General features: G+C 68.8%; 16 protein-coding genes and 1 pseudogene. 9 read left to right on the top strand and 8 right to left on the bottom strand.

Translation table 11 applies throughout. From position 1 onward, the window contains the following. Positions 1-10: 10 nt before the first annotated feature. A complete protein-coding gene (locus tag DY023_RS11345; protein WP_141895591.1) occupies positions 11-301 on the bottom strand; it encodes a hypothetical protein in 291 nt (96 codons plus the stop codon). 11 nt (positions 302-312) lie between these two features. After that, on the bottom strand, positions 313-792 hold the full coding sequence (locus DY023_RS11340) for a carboxymuconolactone decarboxylase family protein (RefSeq protein WP_220347294.1): 480 nt from the start codon (positions 790-792) through the stop codon (positions 313-315). A 116-nt stretch (positions 793-908) separates the two neighbouring features. On the opposite strand from DY023_RS11340, the gene DY023_RS11335 reads away from it, so the two are divergent. Then, positions 909-1,856 (top strand): LysR family transcriptional regulator, encoded by a 948-nt coding sequence (locus DY023_RS11335; protein WP_181905822.1) that lies wholly within the window; start codon positions 909-911, stop codon positions 1,854-1,856. A gap of 1 nt (position 1,857) precedes the next feature. Here DY023_RS11335 and DY023_RS11330 read toward each other — a convergent pair whose 3' ends face one another. Next, positions 1,858-2,763, bottom strand: coding sequence for a LysR family transcriptional regulator (locus DY023_RS11330; RefSeq protein ID WP_116242440.1), 906 nt, complete (start codon positions 2,761-2,763; stop codon positions 1,858-1,860). A gap of 144 nt (positions 2,764-2,907) precedes the next feature. Here DY023_RS11330 and DY023_RS11325 point away from each other — a divergent pair, with 144 nt between their 5' ends. Together DY023_RS11325 and DY023_RS11320 are read left to right on the top strand one after the other, a co-directional pair. Beyond that, a complete protein-coding gene (locus tag DY023_RS11325) occupies positions 2,908-3,321 on the top strand; it encodes a VOC family protein (protein WP_116242439.1) in 414 nt (137 codons plus the stop codon). 69 nt (positions 3,322-3,390) lie between these two features. Then, entirely contained in the window at positions 3,391-3,825 is a 435-nt protein-coding gene (locus DY023_RS11320) for a YdeI/OmpD-associated family protein (RefSeq protein WP_116242438.1), read from the top strand. A gap of 71 nt (positions 3,826-3,896) precedes the next feature. Here the strand turns inward: DY023_RS11320 and DY023_RS18275 are convergent. Next, positions 3,897-4,803: pseudogene (locus DY023_RS18275) on the bottom strand (transposase). A 422-nt stretch (positions 4,804-5,225) separates the two neighbouring features. Between DY023_RS18275 and DY023_RS11310 the strand changes: the two are divergent. Together DY023_RS11310 and DY023_RS11305 are read left to right on the top strand one after the other, a co-directional pair. Beyond that, the gene (locus tag DY023_RS11310) at positions 5,226-5,873 is read left to right on the top strand and encodes a GntR family transcriptional regulator (protein WP_116242437.1); all 648 of its coding nucleotides are present in this window, start codon (positions 5,226-5,228) and stop codon (positions 5,871-5,873) included. Then, positions 5,870-6,349, top strand: coding sequence for an OsmC family protein (locus DY023_RS11305; RefSeq protein ID WP_116242436.1), 480 nt, complete (start codon positions 5,870-5,872; stop codon positions 6,347-6,349). Before DY023_RS11310 ends, DY023_RS11305 begins: the two co-directional genes overlap by 4 nt. Before the next feature lie 30 nt (positions 6,350-6,379). Here the strand turns inward: DY023_RS11305 and DY023_RS11300 are convergent, their stop codons facing one another. From DY023_RS11300 to DY023_RS11290, 3 genes are all read right to left on the bottom strand, one after another. After that, positions 6,380-11,170: an NAD-glutamate dehydrogenase gene (locus DY023_RS11300; RefSeq protein ID WP_116242435.1), complete on the bottom strand. Its 4,791-nt coding sequence runs from the start codon at positions 11,168-11,170 to the stop codon at positions 6,380-6,382. Positions 11,171-11,299: 129 nt separating this feature from the next. Then, a complete protein-coding gene (locus DY023_RS18035; protein WP_181905821.1) occupies positions 11,300-11,452 on the bottom strand; it encodes a hypothetical protein in 153 nt (50 codons plus the stop codon). After that, on the bottom strand, positions 11,449-12,288 hold the full coding sequence (locus tag DY023_RS11290) for a winged helix DNA-binding domain-containing protein (RefSeq protein ID WP_116242433.1): 840 nt from the start codon (positions 12,286-12,288) through the stop codon (positions 11,449-11,451). The genes DY023_RS18035 and DY023_RS11290 overlap by 4 nt, the downstream gene beginning before the upstream one ends. Before the next feature lie 79 nt (positions 12,289-12,367). Between DY023_RS11290 and DY023_RS11285 the strand changes: the two genes are divergently transcribed. From DY023_RS11285 to DY023_RS11270, 4 genes are read left to right on the top strand one after another with little or no spacing between them, the layout of a single operon-like run. Beyond that, entirely contained in the window at positions 12,368-13,948 is a 1,581-nt protein-coding gene (locus DY023_RS11285; protein WP_116242432.1) for an SDR family oxidoreductase, read from the top strand. Positions 13,949-13,972: 24 nt separating this feature from the next. Beyond that, a complete protein-coding gene (locus tag DY023_RS11280; RefSeq protein WP_116242431.1) occupies positions 13,973-14,347 on the top strand; it encodes a DUF3052 domain-containing protein in 375 nt (124 codons plus the stop codon). Positions 14,348-14,385: 38 nt separating this feature from the next. Beyond that, on the top strand, positions 14,386-15,423 hold the full coding sequence (locus DY023_RS11275) for an FUSC family protein (RefSeq protein ID WP_116242430.1): 1,038 nt from the start codon (positions 14,386-14,388) through the stop codon (positions 15,421-15,423). A 2-nt stretch (positions 15,424-15,425) separates the two neighbouring features. Continuing rightward, positions 15,426-16,103: a hypothetical protein gene (locus tag DY023_RS11270; protein WP_116242429.1), complete on the top strand. Its 678-nt coding sequence runs from the start codon at positions 15,426-15,428 to the stop codon at positions 16,101-16,103. 398 nt (positions 16,104-16,501) lie between these two features. Here the strand turns inward: DY023_RS11270 and DY023_RS11265 are convergent, their stop codons facing one another. Next, positions 16,502-18,628: a carbohydrate-binding module family 20 domain-containing protein gene (locus DY023_RS11265; RefSeq protein ID WP_245958671.1), complete on the bottom strand. Its 2,127-nt coding sequence runs from the start codon at positions 18,626-18,628 to the stop codon at positions 16,502-16,504. Positions 18,629-18,773: the final 145 nt, after the last annotated feature.

Here is an 18,773-nt window from a genome sequence, read left to right as displayed (position 1 = left end):
GTGTGTCGCGTCACCGCCGGTCGAGAACCTCTCCGTCGAGCACAGAGTGATCCGCGGTCAGGCTCAGGGTTGCTCCGACCAGAGGGATGCTTGCTGCGACCTGCGAGGCGCGCTGCATGTCTTCCGCCGATTCCCAACGCCAGATGTCGAGGTAGGAGCCGTCGTCCAGCTTGATCAGCGTCGCCTCAGCGAAGGTGGGATTCGCGGACCGGATGCCGTCGATCAGGTTCGTGCGGTGTTCGAGCATCGTGGCCAGGCTGCCCGTCTCGACGGTGTATCGGTGAGTTCGTACAGTTGCCATGGTCGTGCCTTTCATTTCCAGGAGCGGCCGGCCAGCTGGCGCGTGGTCGCGTTGAGGCGGTTGAAGAGGTTGGTCGTCGCGATGTACAGGATCAATGCGGCCAGCTGACGCTCGTCGAAGAAACTCGCTGCATCGTTCCAGACCTCGTCGGACACGGCATCCGGTCGATCGGCCAACCGGGTGGCGCTCTCGGCCAGTGCCAGTGCGGCGCGCTCCTCGTCGGTGAAGTACGGTGTCTCGCGCCAGGCGACCACCGCATGCAGGCGCTCGTCGGTCTCGCCTGCCTGCTTGGCCGACTTCACGCCGGAGTCGACGCAGGGGCTGCAGCCGTTGATCTGGCTCACCCGCAGGTGTACCAGCTCGAGCGTCGAGTGCGCCAGGTCCGTCTGCCGTGAGGCCTTCATGAGCGCGAAGATCGCACCTGAGGCGCCGTCGAGGAGGGCGACCGGATTGGTCATCCGCGGGCTCGTCGGGAGTGTCGTCGTGGTCATTTCTTCTCTCCTTGCGGTGGGGTTGTTCTCCATGTGCCTAGCCTCGCGATTCGCCCGAACGCGAACAATGTCCAGGCGCGAAACGCCCCTTGCGCCCGGAGTTAACGATCGGAAGGATGCTGTGGATGGAGCTGCGCGACATCGAGATCTTTCTGACCCTCGCCGAGGAGCTGCATTTCGGTCGCACAGCGGAGAGGCTGTTCATCTCGCCGCCGCGGGTCAGCCAGTCGATCGCGAAGCAGGAGAAGCGGATCGGTGCTCCGCTGTTCGAACGCACCAGCCGCAAGGTGGCCCTGACCCCACTCGGTGTGCAGCTGCGGGACGACCTCGAAGCCGGCTATCGACGCATTCTCGACGGTGTTGAAGCGGCGAAGAGCTCCGCGCTCGGCGGGCCAGATGCGCTCACGTTCGGGGTGATGGGGCCGATGTGGCAGGATCTGGCACCGATCACCGCCCTCTTCCGAAGTCGCTTCCCACACGTCGACATACGCCTCCGTGAGATCCGGATCGACGATCCGTTCACACCGATACGGAACGGCGATGTGGACATCGCACTCCTGTGGCTTCCGGTCCACGAGCCCGACCTCGAGGTCGCCGTGGAGGCGTTCATCGAACCCGTCGTCGCGATGGTCGCGCCGGCGCACGAGCTCGCCGCCCGAGCGTCTGTGTCTCTGGCTGAGCTGTCGGCGTACGACGTTCTGCCCTCCGGTCTGCCCGTGCCGGACTATTGGGAGGCTGCCGTGTCTCCGGGCGGTCATGCGTCGTCGCAGACGAAGCGCCGAGTGCGCACTCGTGAGGAGGTTCTCTGGTCCATCGCCGAGGACGACGGCGCCGTGGCTTTTGCTTGCGGTCAGGGACTCAAGTACTACGACCGCGGCGCGGCCGTCTACATCCCGATCGAAGAGCGCCCCGTGCTGAGATGGGGAATGGTGCAACGTGTCGGACCGGCTGGCCGCTGGACCCGCGAGCTCGTCGACATCGCGCGCGAGATCGGCCCCATCCAGCTCTCGCTCGAGCTCGAGCTCGACGCGTGGTGGTTGCGCCGTCTCGAGCTCATGAGCTGAATCAACGTCGTTCTCGCCCCTCGAGGGTGGGCCCAAGATCTGCGACAGTCCGGGCGAAAGCGCGGATCAGGCTGTTCTCGGCGGCTGTGCGCCAGACGAGCGCGTAGGTGAGCCGGGGCAGGTCCGGGATCGGCACCCATCGGATCTGGGGCAGGGACCAGTAGTGGGCGACGTGAGCCGGGAACGGATGGATGATCTCGCCCGTGCTGACGAGTTGCAGCAGCTCGTCAGCGTTGGTGACGGACTCGACGCGTTCTATCGCTCTTCCGCTCGGCGTGTGGAAGGGCAGGTAGCCGTTCTCCCACGCCTCCGGCATGCCGGGCACCTTGATATGGGCGAAGTCCGCCAGCTCCTCGACGGAAACCGACGGCCTGCCGGCAAGCTCGTGGTCGACGGACACCGCGAGAACCCGGGAGTCGGTGAACAGGGCGGGACCGATCGTCAGATCGGCCTCTTCGACGGGGAGCCAGGTGACCAGCACGTCGATCTCGCCTCTGCGAAGGCTGCCGAACGGGTCGTTGAACGACGCGTGACGCACCTGCAGGTCGTATCGCGGGTGGCGCCGGGCGAACTCGTCCCAGTAGCCGTGCAGGGCGGGAATGTTGTACGGCATCAGCCCGACTCGCAGTCGGGCGTCGATGCCGCGAGCAGACAGCTTCGCGCGTTCCAGGCTGTTCTGCAGCGCGTCATGAACAGGGATGAGGTCGTCACGCAGCCGGGCGCCGACGGGCGTGAGGCGGACATCTCGGCGGTTCGAGCGATCGAACAGGCTTCCGCCGATCTGCATCTCGAGCTGGGCGATCACCTGACTGACCCGCGCCTGCGAGACGTGCAGTCGCTCCGCGGTGCGGCCGAAGTGCAATTCCTCGGCGAGGGTGAGGAAGATCTCGATGTCTCGAAGCTCCACTGCGTTGCCTCCGTGCTGGTCGTCCGATCCTATCCCTCCTGTCATAAGCATGACTGATGGATCGGTCGGGACATCTCCCGTTGATGAGGCGCCGCGGCTCTCGCATGCTGGAATCGATCACCTCACACAAACAGGGAGTACAGCATGAAAGCACACGTCAGCTCGATTCTTCTCGGCGTCCAGGACATGGATCGGGCCAAGAAGTTCTACACCGAAGGACTCGGCTGGAAGATCCAGAGCGACTTCGGCATCTCGGTGTTCTTCGAATCCGACGGCGCCTCACCGGTCGGCTTCTACGGACGCGACGGACTCGCCGCACAGGTGGGCACGAGCCCGGAAGGCAGCGGATTCAGCGGCGTCGTACTGACCTACGTCGTCCGCAGCCAGAACCGCGTCGATGAGATCCTGGCAGAGGCGCAGGCGGCAGGCGCGACCGTTCTGACACCCGCCGGCGCCCTGCCGTGGGGCGGATACGGCGCCACATTCGCCGATCCGGACGGCTACATCTGGAGCCTGGGTTACAGCGACCACGCGCCGGACCAGCCATACGCCGAGTGACAGCGCACCGGCATCCGAGACCGTGCCAGCGGCATCGCCCCGGATGCCGGTCGCGAGCAGGGAGAGATCATGAAGTTCCTGGCCGTGGTCGAGCCGCCCGAGCCCATGCGCGGACTGGAGGTGCCGCCCGGTGTGGTCGAAGCGCTCGGCGGGGGAGCTCGCCCCGCCGTGACGATCAGGATCAACGATCATTCGTGGCGGAGCCGGGTCGCGATCATGCGCGGCCGCCATCTGATCGGGCTCAGCAACGCCAACCGCCGGGCCGTCGGCGTGGCGATAGGCGACCAGGTCGAGGTCGAACTGACGCTCGACACCGAACCGCGCATCGTCGTTGAACCGGACGATCTCGCAGCCGCCCTCGATGTCGATCAGGATGCCCGCGCGGCCTACGACGCTCTCACGTCCAGCCGCAGGCGCGAGGTCGTGCGCTCCGTCGAGAGCGCGAAGAGACCAGAGACTCGGCAGCGACGCATCGAGCACGCCATCGCCGCGCTACGCGGCTGATGCTGCATACTCCGATCCGCGCCGTCGTGCCCGGACGCAGGCTGCGCCTGCGACCGGGCACGACGCCGGTCTCAGACCAGCTCCATTACCGGTCCTTCATGAACCGCGCGGTAGATCGCATTGCGGATGCCGTTCGCCTGGTCGGACGTGAGGGTGCGATCGATCGGCCGCAGAACGATCCGCAGCAGCAGATTGACCTGGCCCTCCTGTGTTCCGAGCCTCGCCCTGGCGGCATCGGGAAGGTCCTCGTGAGCGGTGCGGATGCGGTCGCCCAGAGTCTCCTCGTCTTCGGCGGCGTCGAGCACGACGGAGATGTCGCGTCGGGTGGCCGGCAGAGGAGAGACGTGCTGCCACGGATCCAGGGTGAGCATCTGCGAGGCGATGCGCGGATCCTCGGCGCGGAGGTAGCGGATGTCGGGGATGCCCTTGCGCAGCATCAGCGCGCGTTCCAGACCCATGCCGATCGTCAAGGCGTCGGCGGCGACGAACGTGAACGGGCCGGCGTCACCGAGCGGACGGTGCCGGAACTGGTCGACGTGCTCGTCGAGGTCCGCCGCCATCCGCGACACCTGGGACTTGGACAACGAATGGATCCCGAGGGTCTTGACGAGCTTGTCCATGCGCCGGGTTGAGACGCCGGCGAGGTAGCAGTCCGCGACCACAGTGATCAGCGCGGACTCGGCCCGTTTGCGGCGCTCGAGCAGCCATTCCGGGAAGTAGGTCCCCTGGCGGAGCTTCGGGATCGCGACATCGATGGTGCCGACCCGGGTGTCGAGGTCGCGGTGCCGGTAGCCGTTGCGCTGGGCGACACGGTCGCTGGAGCGTTTGGCCCCATTCGGCGCCGACCACCGCGTCCGCGTCAGCGGACAACAGCGCGTTGATCATCGTCTGCAGCAGGCTGCGCATCAGATCCGGCGACGCATCCGCGGGGGCTTCGCTGAGCAGGCCGGCAGGGTCGACAATATGAGGTGCGGTCATCGTGAAGATGCCTTTCGAGTGGGATGTGAGAGTTTCCTCGAAGGGACTACACGGTGACCGCGCCCACGTCTACGACGAGGGCGGTGCGGTCACCGCGAACTACACCACGTTGAGGGGCACTGCTGACCGGCACGAGCCGACGCCCGATGAAGGTACCTCTAGAGAAACAGCGCTCGTCGATTCCCGATCGCGATAGCTGCTGCCTGCTCGCTCGAGCGCAACGTGGACAAAGAGTCCGACAGGCCTCGGGAAAGTGTCACGACAAAGTTGCGCCGTTCCCGCGAGATTTGGCGAACCTCGCGACATTCAGTGTCATCTGACCGCGTTCCCGACATTCCCGGCCGGTTCGGTCATGAGACACTTCCGGGCCACACGTATCGGCATTGCATGCAAAACTAGATATTGCATGCAATACTTGCGGGGTGACGGTCTACGAATCGCTGCGCACGCTGGTGATGACGGGTGGCATCCGCGAGGACGAGCGGGTGGCCGAGTCCCAGCTGGCCGAGCGCCTGGGTGTCAGCCGCACGCCGGTGCGCGAGGCGCTTCAGCGCCTCGAAGGCGATGGGCTCGTGCGGGCTCAGGGGCGTGGCATTCGCCTCCGTCTGCTCAGCGACGTCGAACTCGCCCAACTGCACGAGGCGCGCGCCGGCCTCGAGGGTTCGGCCGCGTTCCAGGCAGCGCAGCGAGTGGCTCGCGGAGAAGTCGCTCCTGTTCGTCTGGAGGCGCTGACGTCGCTGGCCGCCGAGACGAACGGCCACACCCTCTCCGGCGATCTCGCCCGTGCGATCGAGGCGAACCGCGCGTTTCATGAGGCGGTTGCCGCACTGGCGGACAATCCCGTCATCAGCAGCACGCTGAGCGGCTGGTGGGACCAGATCACGATCAGCACGAGGCGCAGTCTGGGGACCCCCGAGCGCGCTCAGGCGGTGCATGCGGAGCACGAAATCATCCTGCGGGCGCTCCACAACGGCGATACTGAGGCAGCACGAGCCGCCGTGGAACACCATGCGTTCGCAACCCGAGAGGCGCTGCGCCAGCGCCCGATCCCGACAAGGAGCGCGTCATGACGACACACGACTACGAGATCCAGCTGACCTGGACCGGCAACAGCGGCGCGGGCACGGCCTCCCCTCGCGCGTACTCGCGTGACCACGAGGTGGCGGCTTCCGGTCCGCCGGCACTGCTCGGCTCCTCGGATCCCGCCTTCCGCGGGGATCCCACCCGCTGGAACCCCGAACAGCTCTACCTCGCCTCGGTCGCACAATGCCACATGCTCTGGTACCTCGGCCTCGCCGCCCAGGCCGGCGTGGTCGTGACCGCCTACGAGGATCACCCTGCTGGGATCATGGTCGAGGAAGCCACGGGCGCCGGCCAGTTCGAGAGCGTCACCCTGCGCCCCACCGTGACGATCACCGCGGCCAGCGACCCTGCAGCAGCCGCAGAACTGCATGAGCGGGTCGGCGACTACTGCTTCATCGCACGCTCGATCAAGACGCCGATCCACCACGAGGTCGTAGTGCACGTTGAGACGCCCGAGAGCTGAGGCGCACACCGGCATGCAGGCCGGCCCCGCTCAGCGCACCAGCGACCGCAGCCTGCGCACCGCGACCGACAGCGTCGCCAGGCCGTCGCCGTCCTCCGCCACTGCCGCGGCGAGCGCCTCGTCGAGCACGCGCCGCGCCGACGGGCCGCCCTGATCCAGCCACGCCTCGATCCGGGCATCCGGGTCGGCCGTCTCGGTCTGCTGCGCGATGGTCGAGGTGAGCTCGATCATCACGGCATACAGGTCGTCGCGCATGGTCGCGCGCGCCATCGAGCCCCAGCGGTCGCCCTGCGGCAGTGCCGTCGCCTTGGTCAGCATCGGCTCGAAGCCCAGGCGCGCCGACAGCGCGAAGTACAGCGCCGCCAGCTCACCGGTGTCCCAGCCGTTCGCGCGTGCTCTCTCGGCGACGTCCAGCAGCGGGAACGCGTCCAGGATGCCGGATGCGTGCCGTGCCAGCTCGGCCGGCACCCCGGCATCCTCCAGCTCCTGCACGCGGCCCTCGTAGCGCTCCAGGTCGGCGCCGCGCTGCAGCTCGCCGAGCTGCGCCCACAGCGACGTCACCGGCTCGCGGAAGTCGTCGATCTGCCGCCCGATGTCGAACGGGTCGGGGCGATGCTGCATGAACCACCGGGATGCCCGGTCGAGCAGCCTGCGGAACGTCAGGTACATGTCGGTCTGCACCGCCGTGGGCACGAGGTTGTCGGTGGCCTCCACGGCGACGACGAAGCTGCGCAGGTCGAAGATCTCGCGCACCGCGACGTAGGCCCGCGCGATGTGCACGGTGGATGCCCCGGTCTCCTCCGCCGCCCGCGAGGCGAACGTGATGCCGCCGCGGTTCACCATCGAGTTCACGACCGTGTTCACGACGATCTCGGCGCGCAGGGGATGCGCGTCGAGGTCCGCCCCGTACGTCTGCCGCACCTGTTCGGGGAAGTACTCCGCCAGCGTCTGGGCGAACCACGGGTCGTCGGCGAGGTCGCTCGTGCTCAGATCGGCCTTGAGCGCGAGCTTCGCGTAGGCGACGAGCACCGCGAACTCCGGCCGGGTGAGCCCTCGGCCCTCGCCGGCACGCACCTGCACCTCGGCGGCCGTCGGCAGGAACTCCAGTTCGCGGTCGAGTTCCTCGCGCTGCTCCAGCCATTCCATCAGGCGCTCGTGCACCGGCAGCATGACGGCGGCGTTGGCGCGCGAGTTGCCGAGCAGCACGTTCTGCTCGTAGTTGTCGCGCAGCACCTGGCGGGCGACCTCGTCGGTCATCGACTGCAGCAGCGTGTTGCGCGCTTCCCGGTCGAGACGACCGGCGCGCTCGATCGCGCCGAGCAGGATCTTGATGTTGACCTCGCGGTCGGAGGTGCCCACGCCCGCCGAGTTGTCGATGGCGTCGGTGTTGATGCTGACGCCCGCGAGCGCCGCCTCGATGCGGCCGCGCTGGCTCACGCCGAGGTTGCCGCCCTCGCCGACCACCTTCAGGCGCAGGTCCCGCCCGTTCACACGGATCGCGTCGTTGCCGCGGTCACCGATCTCGGCATCCGTCTCATCGCTCGCTTTGATGTAGGTGCCGATGCCGCCGTTCCAGAACAGGTCGACCGGGGCGAGCAGCACGGCGCGCTTGAGCTCGAGCGGCGTCACCGTCTTGACCGCCGGGTCGATCCCCAGTGCCGCGGCCATCTGCGGGGTCACGGCGATCGACTTCAGCGACAGCGGGAACACGCCGCCGCCGGCGGAGATCAGCGAACGGTCGTAGTCGTCCCACGACGACCCCGGCAGTTCGAACAGGCGGCGACGCTCGGCGAAGGATGCCGCGGCATCCGGTTCGGGGTCGACGAACACGTGCCGGTGATCGAAGGCGGCGACGAGCCGGATGTGCTCGGAGCGCAGCATCCCGTTGCCGAACACGTCGCCGGACATGTCGCCGACGCCGACGACGGTGAAGTCCTCGGTCTGCGTGTCGAGACCCAGCTCGCGGAAGTGCCGCTTGACCGACTCCCAGGCGCCGCGCGCGGTGATGCCCATGGCCTTGTGGTCGTAGCCCGCCGAGCCGCCCGAGGCGAAGGCGTCGTCGAGCCAGAATCCGTACTCCGCCGAGATGCCGTTCGCGATGTCCGAGAACGTCGCGGTGCCCTTGTCAGCGGCGACGACGAGGTAGGAGTCGTCCCCGTCGCGGCGCACCACCTCGGCGGGCGGCACGATGTCGGTGCCGACGCGGTTGTCGGTGAGGTCGAGCAGACCACGGATGAACGTGCGGTACGCGGCCTTGCCGGCCTCCAGCCACGCGGCGCGATCGCTCGGCGCGGGAAGGCGCTTGGCGAAGAAGCCGCCCTTCGAGCCGGTCGGCACGATGACGGCGTTCTTCACCATCTGCGCCTTCACGAGCCCGAGCACCTCGGTGCGGAAGTCCTCACGGCGGTCGCTCCAGCGCAGACCGCCCCGCGCCACCTTGCCGAACCGCAGATGCACGCCCTCGACCTCGGGCGAGTACACCCAGATCTCGGCCATCGGATGCGGCTTCGGCAGACCCGGCACCCGCCGGCAGTCGAGCTTCATCGACACCCACGGCTTCGGCGAGCCGTCGGATGCCGGCTGGTAGAAGTTCGTGCGCCAGGTCGCCGCGATCACGCCGATGAAGGTGCGCAGGATGCGGTCGTCGTCGAGACTGGAGACGCCGTCGAGCGCCTCCAGCAGCGCCGCCTCCGCGGCATCCGCCTGCGCGTCCCTGTCGCCGGTCACCGCGGGATCGAAGCGCAGCTCGAACAGCCGCACCAGGTCGCGGCTGAGACCGGCGTTGGCGACGAGCGCCTGCTCGATGTACTCGACCGAGAACGCCGACCCGATCTGCCGCAGGTACATCGCGATGGAGCGCAGCACGACGATGCGGCGCCAGTCGAGTCCGCCGAGCAGCACGAGCGAGTTGAGCCGGTCGCTCTCGGCCGCGCCCGTCCAGGAAGCCGAGAACGCCGCCTCGAAGTCGGCGCCCCAGGCCGGGTCGTGCCAGCGCTCGGAACCGGCGTCGTCGAGGCCGGGTGCGACGAGGCCGAAGTCGGAGATGTAGCGCACCTCGCCGTTCGGCAGGGTGATCGTGTACGGGCGCTCCTCGACGACGTCGACGCCGAGGTCGGTGAGGATCGGCAGCACCTGCGTCAGCGGGTACTCCCGGTGCGACAGCAGGGTGAGCACGCGCTTGTCGGCGTCGCCCCGTTCGGGAACGTTGAGGTGCACGGCGAACTCCTGCTCGTCGAGCATCTCGAGCAGGGCGATGTCGTCGAGCGCCTCGTCCGGGCGGACCGACTCCTTGTACGCCAGCGGGAACGCGTCGCCGTACTGGGCGAGCAGTCGCGCGGTCTCGTCCTCGCCGTGGGTGTGGTCCAGAGCGTCGACGAGGCCCTCGTCCCAGCCGCGGACGGCCTCGACCAGTTTCGCCTGCAGGTCGGCCTCATCCACCTCGGGCAGGGACGAGCCGCGGGGCACGCGCACGACGAAGTGCAGCTGTGCGAGCGGGCCGTCGCCGACGCGCGTCGCGTGATCGATGCTCTCGGCGGCGAACTCCGTGCGCAGCAGGTTCTCGACGCGCAGGCGCAGCGCGGTGTTGTACCGGTCCTTCGGCAGATAGACGAGCACCGACACGAACCGGCCGAACTCATCACGGCGCAGGAAGCTGCGGGCGCGGCGACGCTCGCGCAGACGGCTGACCTCCGAGGCGACCTTCAGCAGGTGCTCCGGGGTGTCCTGGAAGAGCTCGTCGCGCGGGTAGTCCTCCAGAACCTGCAGCAGATCCTTGCCCGAGTGCGACGCGGGCGAGAATCCGGATGCCTCCAGCACGGCGCGCACCTTGGGGGACACGATCGGCAGCGTCAGCACCGACGCGGCGTACGCGGCCGACGTGAACATGCCGAGGAACCGGCGCTCGCCGATGACGTTGCCCTCGTCGTCGAACATGCGCGCCCCGATGTAGTCGAGGTACACGTCGCGGTGCACGGTGGCCCGCGAGTTGGCCTTCGTGATCGTGAGGAGACGCGGGTCGCGCGCGGTGCGCTGCGCCTCGGGGCGCAGATGCGCGACGGCGGTGGTGGGCTTGCGCAGGATGCCGAGGCCGCTGTGCGGCACGGGCACGAGCACGTCCTCGCCGTTCTCCTCGGTCTTCAGGTCGTACTCGCGGTAGCCCAGGAACGTGAAGTTGTCGTCGGCGAGCCAGCTGAGGAAGTCGATCGCCGGACGGATCGTCGCGGGATCGGCCGTGGCCGGGGGCGAGGTGCGCAGGTCGGTGACGATGTCGAGGCAGGCGCGGCGCATCGGCTGCCAGTCGTCGATCGCCGCGTGCACGTCGGCGATGACCTCCGTCAGCCGCTGCTCGAGGTCCGCTCGGCCCTCGGCGGTGGGGATGCGGTCGACCTCGAGGTGGATCCACGATTCGAGTTCGCCGCCGCGGGCGCCGATCTCGAGCAGCGTTCCGTCGTCTTCGCGACGCACCTCGACGATCGGGTGCACGAGCAGGTTCACCGAGAGGCCCTGGCGTGCGACGGCCGCGGTCACGGAGTCGACCAGGAACGGCGCGTCATCGGTGCAGATGTTCACGATGGTGCGCCGTGAGCTCCAGCCGTGCTCGCTGAGCGTCGGGGTGAACACGGCGACGTGGGTCTGGCCGCGGTCACGCCGAGCGGCGAGCTCGCGCATCGACAGAGCGGCGCCGACGATGTCGCGCGGGTCGCGTTCCGCGATGTCTTCGGGATCGAGTCCGGCGACGAGGCGTTCCATCCCGGCCCGCAACGCGGGGTCCAGTGCCTCGAAAGCCTCGTCGAGTGCTGCGGATGCCGCCTGCTCGCCCATGAACGTCGTCGTCCCCTCTCGCGCCCCCTTCGCACCCCTGCGCCGGGCTGCATGCGCGTCGCTTGAAGTCTATTCGGGGGCAGGTCGTCCGCGGGACGCAGGATGCTCGGATGCCACGGCGCTGGGCGCTCAGGGCTCCGCGTAGACGACCTCGGGCTCGACCCCGAGGTGCGCGGCGTACCGCCGGGCAGCCTGCTGGATCTCGCGCTTCTCGCGGGTGGTGAGCAGGCGGTGCGGCACGATGTCGAAGACGACCCTCCTGGCGTCGACGCTCCGCTTCATCCCTGCGACGAGCTGGCCGTCGCAGAGCACCATGCCGATGGTGGCGAGGGCTCGGTCCCCGGAGCGTGCCAGTAGGTGCGCCCGTCGTGCTCGAGGGACTCCAGCCGATCGGCCACGGCGGCGATCCCGCGGCGGGCATCGGTCAACGTGAGCGTCGCCCAGTAGGCGAGGTCGCGGTCGGTGGCCGGGCCGTGCGATGCCAGGTAGCGCAGCGCCAACCTGGCGAGTGCCTCATCACGGTCGAGTGGCTCGGATGCGGGCACACGTTCGTCCATGAGCGCGTAGGTGTGCTGTCCGTCGCGCGGGGCGCCGCTGCTGAGCAGGAGGTGCATCTCGAGCCGCCCGAGCAGCAGCGTCAGTTGGGACGAGGGGATGTCGAGTCCGGCATCCCCGAGCGCCTTCGCGATCTCGGCGCGGGTGAGACCGCGGCCTCCCGCGACGGCGTCCGCGATCGCGTCGGTGAGCGCCGTCATGCGGTCCGCCGAGGGTCCCAGCTGCTGGTCGAAGACCGGCAGCACGCGCGGCGCGGTGAGCTCGATCAGCCAGCGAGCATCATCCCGGTGCACGTAGTGCCAGGTCGGACGCAGCACATGGGTGCGCACGACCGTGCCGTCCGCCAGCGTCTGGGCGAGGTCAGCCCTGTCGGGCGAGACCGTGCGGGTCGCGACCGCCCAGGCGGACTGCGCCGGATTCTCTGCCTGCACGGCGAGCATCGCCCGGACCACGCTCTCGGCATCGGATGCCGGCGCATCGAGCAGCTGCGTGCGAAGCCGCCGGCGCGCGATGTCGCGCAGAGTCGTCGCCTCGTTGTCGCGGGATGCAGGGGTCAGTGCCACGGGGCCATCCTGCCAGCGCTCGGCGGCCGTGTCCCGATATCTCCTTCACCCCCGCGACAGGCATCCGTAGTCTCGGATGATGACGGAACTCACCCAGCCCACCGGCCGCGAGCCCGCACTCCGCGCGATCCCGCGGGGCGAAGGCACCGCGCGTGCACTGGTGCTGGGCGCCACGGGCTACATCGGCGGGCGCCTCACGCCGCGGCTACTGAACGCCGGCTATCGGGTGCGCGTGCTGGCCAGAGATGCGGCCCGCGCCGCCTCCCTGCCGTGGGGATCGGACGTCGAGATCGTCGAAGGTTCGGCGGAGGACGCGGATGCCGTCGCCAGGGCGATGACCGACGTCGACGTCGTGTACTACCTGGTGCACGCGATGACTGCGGGCAAGGGCTTCGAGGACGCGGACGAGAGTGCTGCCCAGACCGTGGCCTCCGCCGCGGCGGCCGCCGGTGTGCGGCGGATCGTCTACCTCGGCGGCCTGCACCCCGAAGGCATCCGCCTCTCGCCGCATCTGCGCTCGCGCGTGCGGGTCGGGGAGATCTTCCTCGACTCGGGCGTGCCGACCCTGGTGCTGCAGGCCGGCGTGGTCATCGGGTCAGGCTCGGCCTCGTTCGAGATGATCCGCCACCTCACCGACGTGCTGCCGTACATGCCCGCCCCGAAATGGGTGCGCAATCGCATCCAGCCGATCGCGATCCGCGACGTGTTGCACTACCTGCTCGGCGCCGCCCGCGTGGAGCCGACGGTGAACCGCGCGGTCGACATCGGCGGCCCCGATGTGCTGCGCTACGGGCAGATGATGAACGGCTACGCGGTGGAGGCCGGACTCCCTCAGCGTGCGATCGCGGCGCTGCCGGTGCTGACTCCGGGACTCGCCTCGCACTGGGTGAACCTGGTGACGCCGGTGCCGCGGGCGATCGCCCGCCCGCTGGTCGCCTCCTTGCAGAACGAGTGCATCGTGAAGGACCACGCCGTCGACGAGATCATCCCGCCACCCGAGGGCGGCCTGACCCCGTACCGGCGCGCGGTCGCCCTCGCGCTCGGCCGCGCGGCCGCCGATTCCGTCGAGACGAGCTGGAAGGATGCCGAGGTCAGCGGCGCCCCGAGCGACCCGCTGCCCAGCGATCCGGACTGGGCCGGCCGCACGGTCTTCACCGACGAGCGATCGCTGGAGACCAGCGCGCCGGTGCCGAACCTCTGGGCGGTGATCCTCGGCATCGGCGGAGAGAACGGCTGGTACTCCTCGGGCTTCCTCTGGGCGGTGCGGGGCTGGATGGACCGTCTCGTGGGCGGAGTCGGCCTGGCCCGGGGCCGGCGCAGCCGCAGCACTCTGACGGTGGGCGATGCCCTGGACTTCTGGCGCGTGGAGGCCGTACAGCCCCCGGATGTCGGCGGCGAGGGCCTGCTGCGGCTACGCGCCGAGATGAAGGTGCCCGGTGCGGCCTGGCTCGAACTGCGAGCGCGTCCGTCCGCCATCGGATCGACGTACGAGCAGCGGGCCGTCTTCTTCCCCCGTGGTCTGACCGGGCGGCTCTACTGGTTCGCCGTGCTGCCGTTCCACGGCCTGATCTTCTCCGGGATGGCGGCGCGCATCACGGCGGCGGCGGAGGGGCGGGAGACAGCGGAGTCGGCCCCTCCGGCATCCGCCGGATCGCCGTGACTGCGGATGCGGGAGAATGCAGTCATGCCGCGTACCACCGCCGAGAAGCTGCAGATCAAGCCGGGCACCGAGGTGCTCATCGCGGGGACGCCCGAGCAGAGCGCACTGCTCGACCCGCTGCCCCAGGGCGTCACCGCTGTGGCCGGGATCGACCGCGACACTGCGGATGTCGCCGTGATGTTCGCCCCCGACGCCGCCGCACTCGACGGCCTGCTGCGCGACACGGCGCCCGTGCTGGTCTCGCCGAGAGCCGTGTGGATCGGCTATCCGAAGGGCAACCGGACCGACATCAATCGCGACAGCATCTGGAAGCGGGTGGCGGACTTCGGCTGGACCCTCAACGCGAACATCTCGCTGTCGGACACCTGGTCGGCGGTGCGGATGAAACGGCAGGCGTGAACGCCGATCCCGCGGTGCATGGTGTCTACCCTTGAGATGTGGCGGATTCTCGAGGTCGGGTGTGGACGGGCGTGATCCGGGTCGCCCCGTCGCGAGGTGACCACCGCGTCGCACTGCGGGCCGCCGTCAGCGTCGGCGTTCCGCTGCTGATGCTGTGGGCGATCGGACGGCTCGACCTGAGCATCTACGCGAGCTTCGGCGCCTTCGCGGCACTCTACGGACGCACCGACGGCTTCGGCGATCGCCTGCGCATGCAGGCGGGTGCCGGCGGCATCCTGGTGCTGGCGATGCTCGCCGGCACCGGGCTGTCGGTCGTCGGGGCACCGCCGCTGGTGTCCGTGGTCTCGGTCGCCGTGGTCGCATCGCTGGTCACCCTGCTCGCCTACGCGATGCGGTGGCACCCGCCGGGAGGGCTGTTCGCGGTGTTCGCGATCGGGGCGACGGCGAGCATCCCGGCATCCACCGCATCGTTCGCGAACGTGCTCGCCGTCGGCGTCGGGAGCGTGATCTTCTCGCTGCTGGTGACCACCGTGCTCGCGGCGGCCGGCGCTCGACGCCTTCCCGGTATCGAGATCACCAGGGTCCGCCAGCCGATCGGCGATGTCGCCTGGGAGATGGCGGTCACGGTCGGGGTCGCCACACTGCTCGGCGGCGCGATCGGGCTGCTGCTGGTGGGAACCCACTGGTACTGGGCGATGGTGGGAGCGGCCGCCGCCGTCAGCGGCGCACACCTCACCGCACGGGTGATCCGCGGGCTGCAGCGCCTGGTCGGCACGCTGGCGGGGATCCTGGTCGCCGCCGGCATCCTCGCCCTGCACCTGCCGCCGCTCGCCGTCATCCTGATCGCGATCGCCTTCCAGGCCTGCGCGGAGATGTTCGTGGGGCGCAACTACGGCATCGCGATGATCTTCATCACGCCGCTGGCGCTGATGATGGTGGAGCTCGCGGCGCCGAGTCCTGTCGACGTGCTGCTTCGGGATCGGATGCTCGAGACGGTGATCGGCGTGGCCGCGGGAACCCTGATCGCCGTGATCTCCGCGGCGGTCCGCCGCAACAACACGACGTCTCGAGGTTGAGGATGGATGCCACGCTCGCCGCGCTCCCCGCGGATGCCGACCACCGCGCCGCCGAGCGCGCCTTCACGGATGCCGGATGGACGCGGGCCGGTGCCGGCGACTGGGCCATCGCGCTGCGCGCACCGGACGGTTCGGCAGCGGTGCGGATCAGCCCGTTCGATCCGACCGGACCGTACACCGCCGAGCTGTACCGCGCGGCCGCGCACACCCGGCTGGTACCCGACCTGTTCGCGCATCGACGGCTGACCGGCGGCGGCGACCTGCAGCTGATGGAGTGGCTCACCCCCGTGGACGAGTCTGATGCCCGGGCGTTCCACGGGTTGATCGCCGACCGCGACGAGGCCGTCGCGGAGCTGGTCGACATCATCGACGGCATCCACACCAGGGCGCTGCGGGAACTGCCCTGGTGCGGTCCGCTCGACACGAATCCGTCGAACGTGATGCGAGGCGCCGACGGTCGGATGGTCGTCACCGACCTGTTCTACGCCGACGGACCGGCGCTGTACTCGACGGCCGGTTCGGATCCCGACCTGCTCGTCGCCCGCATTCCCGAACCGGAGCGCCGATTCCTCACGGAGATCCCGCTCGCGGCTTCCGGGCCCTGGCCTGCGGAGTCGCGCGAGGAGATGCGCCGCGGCATCGCGGAGGCGGATGCCCGGACTGTGCAGTCCGGATCCTGAGCGCCCTTGGTCACTTCGTCTCGCTGCGCTCCTCGCTCAGGATCCGCGAAGCGAAACGAAGAGTGCCCACGTCCCCGGGATGCGTCGCGCATACTGGTGACGTGACGCTCGAGGTGCCCGTACTCGCGGCGAGGCCGTGACGCTCCGTCCGTTCCGGTCGGTGACGAACGCCGCGACATGTACTCGCGCGGGCGGACTCGGACGGACGGGATGTCGGCGGCGGAGTGTAGCCTCGGCCGGGCGCCAGGAGATGAGCTGCGCTGCGTCGGCCCCGGGTCGTGATGATGTGCGGGCCGGGCGGCGCCGGCAAGACCACCTATGCCAAGTGCCCGGAGCGGGAGCGCAATGGTGTGGCCGCGCCCCGGAGGGCGCAGCCACACCTCATCGCACTCCGGTCATCACCGCCACGAGTCGTTCAGCGTGACCGCGCCGTTCGACCCGACGGTCGCCGTGCGGTTACTGCCGCCCTCCCAGACGGTGTTGCCGTTCGCGTCGCGCTTGACGTACTTGTACTCGAACGACGTTCCTGCGGGGAGGTCGATGGTCGCCTTCCACACGGGGTATGTCGCCGCGGACAGTCTCACTCCGCTGGCCGGCGCCCAGTTGCCGAGCGCGGGGATGCTGCCGACGACGTAGACCGACTGCCCCCAGACGGTTGAGGCGTTCACGGAGAAGGCCGCGTCGTCCTGCGTCTCGGCGGGCGGGGTGCTGCCGTCGTCGCACGGATCACCCGCGGTGACCTTGCCGTCCGAAACGGCGACGGCTGCGCCGGTGAGCACATAGTTCTTGCCGCCATTGTTGTCCCAGGTGCCGGCACCGTTGTTGAATGCCGCGGTGATCGTGGCATCCGCGTCGATCTTCTTCGACACCCAGCCCGTGCATGCGGGCATCATCGAAGCGCCGGGCACCGACGTCCATGCGCCCGAGCCGACCTGGTAGTGCACGTTATACGCGTTCCATTGCTTGCCGGTCGAATAGAAGACAGTGGTGCTGTCCGGGTCCGCCGGATCGGTCGGGTCAGTGGGCACGCCGCCACCACTGAGGTGCTTGACATCCAGCGCGAGCGCGCCGTACGCCGGCACTGTCGCCTGGAAGGAACCCGCCGCCGAGACCGTGTAGGTCTTGCTGCAGTCCTTCGACGCGACGACGTCGCAATACGTTCCCGCCGGAAGTGAGGTCTGATAGGTACGCGTCACGGCCGACGCCGAGTTGTTGATGGTGACGTATCCCCTGTCGCCCCGCCCGTATGCGATGTGGTTGTTCCCGTCGTCCCACCAGTTGGTCACCGAGGTGCCGGCGACAGCGTTGTGGAAGCCCACCATGCCGGTGATCTCGGTCCACCGCTGGGTGCAGACCCACGCAGTGTCGGCGCAATTCGCATCGGGAACGGATGCCGCGGATGCTCCGGGCGCCCCAGCATCCTTGTTGTCCCACGTGTACCCCGAGTACACACTCGGCGAGCCGTACGGCCAGGAGAGCATGAAGGCGTTCGCGAGCTTGTACTTGGCTCCCCACTTGTAGTTCATGGTCTCGCCGTTGCGCTCGGTGTCATGGTTGTCGACGAACACGCCTGCCTTGTCGGAGGGCAGCTTATTGTCGCCGATGGAGCGCAGATCCTTGATCTGCCCGTCGAAGCGCGACTTCAGCTCGCGGCCGTAGTTGAACTCGTGCACGTCGCCGCTGCCGACATACTCCGACGGCTGGATCGGCTCACCGCCGGCGCCGATGACCTCTTGCACCCAATAAACGTCGGGATTCGAGAGTTTCGCCTTGATCGCGGCGAGATCGGATGCCGGAATGTGCTTGGCGGCATCGATGCGGAAACCCGCCACGCCCATGCTCAGCAGATCGTTCATGTACCCGGCGATCTTGCCGCGCACGTAGTCAGAGCTGGTGCGCAGGTCCTGCAGAGAGCTCAAGCGGCAGTTCTGCACGTTGTACCGGTCGCCGTAGTTCGAGATGTTCGCCCGGCAGTCATTGAAGTCGTTGTATCCGTACGGAACGCCGGGGAAGCTGTCGACCGAGTAGTTCGTGCCGCCTGTTCCCGCACCCGAGCCCGTGTCAGCGCCGGCCATGTGATTGATCACCGTGTCGGCGATGACGCCGACACCGGCGTCCTTGCACGCGCTCACCATGTTCTGGAAATCGGCCCGGCTGCCCAGCTTCGACTCGATCTTGTAGCTCACCGGCTGGTACGAGGTCCACCAGGCAGTGCCCTGAATGCTCTCCTGCGGCGGAGACACCTGCACGTAGCCGAAGCCAGCCGGGCCGATGGTGCGCTTGCACTCCGCCGCCACCGAGTTCCAGGTCCACTGGAACAGGTTGAGAACGGCGTCCCCTCGCCCGTTCGGCGAGGCGACCGCCGGCGACGGTGTGCCCGGCGAAGCCTCGGCGGGCACACTTGCGGATGCCAGTGCTGCGACCAGCATGCCGGCAGCGAAGGTCGCGGATGCCGCGAGCGCGCCGAGGCGTTTCAGGCGGGATCGAGGGGCGGACGTGATGTCGGACTCATGACTGAGCGCCATTGGGTCTCCTTTGACGAGTGGCCGTGCGATGGTCCAGGCCCGCCGGTCCCGACGCCACGGCCAGGCGCGTCGGCGGGCGCTGGTTGGTCGCCTCACGGTAACAACGACACCACCAAATCTGCAAGCGTTTGCTTCTGCTTCATCC

It is taken from the genome of Microbacterium bovistercoris, assembly GCF_003387575.1.
Lineage (GTDB): Bacteria > Actinomycetota > Actinomycetes > Actinomycetales > Microbacteriaceae > Microbacterium > Microbacterium bovistercoris.
This window is presented reverse-complemented; position numbering and strand designations above follow the sequence as displayed.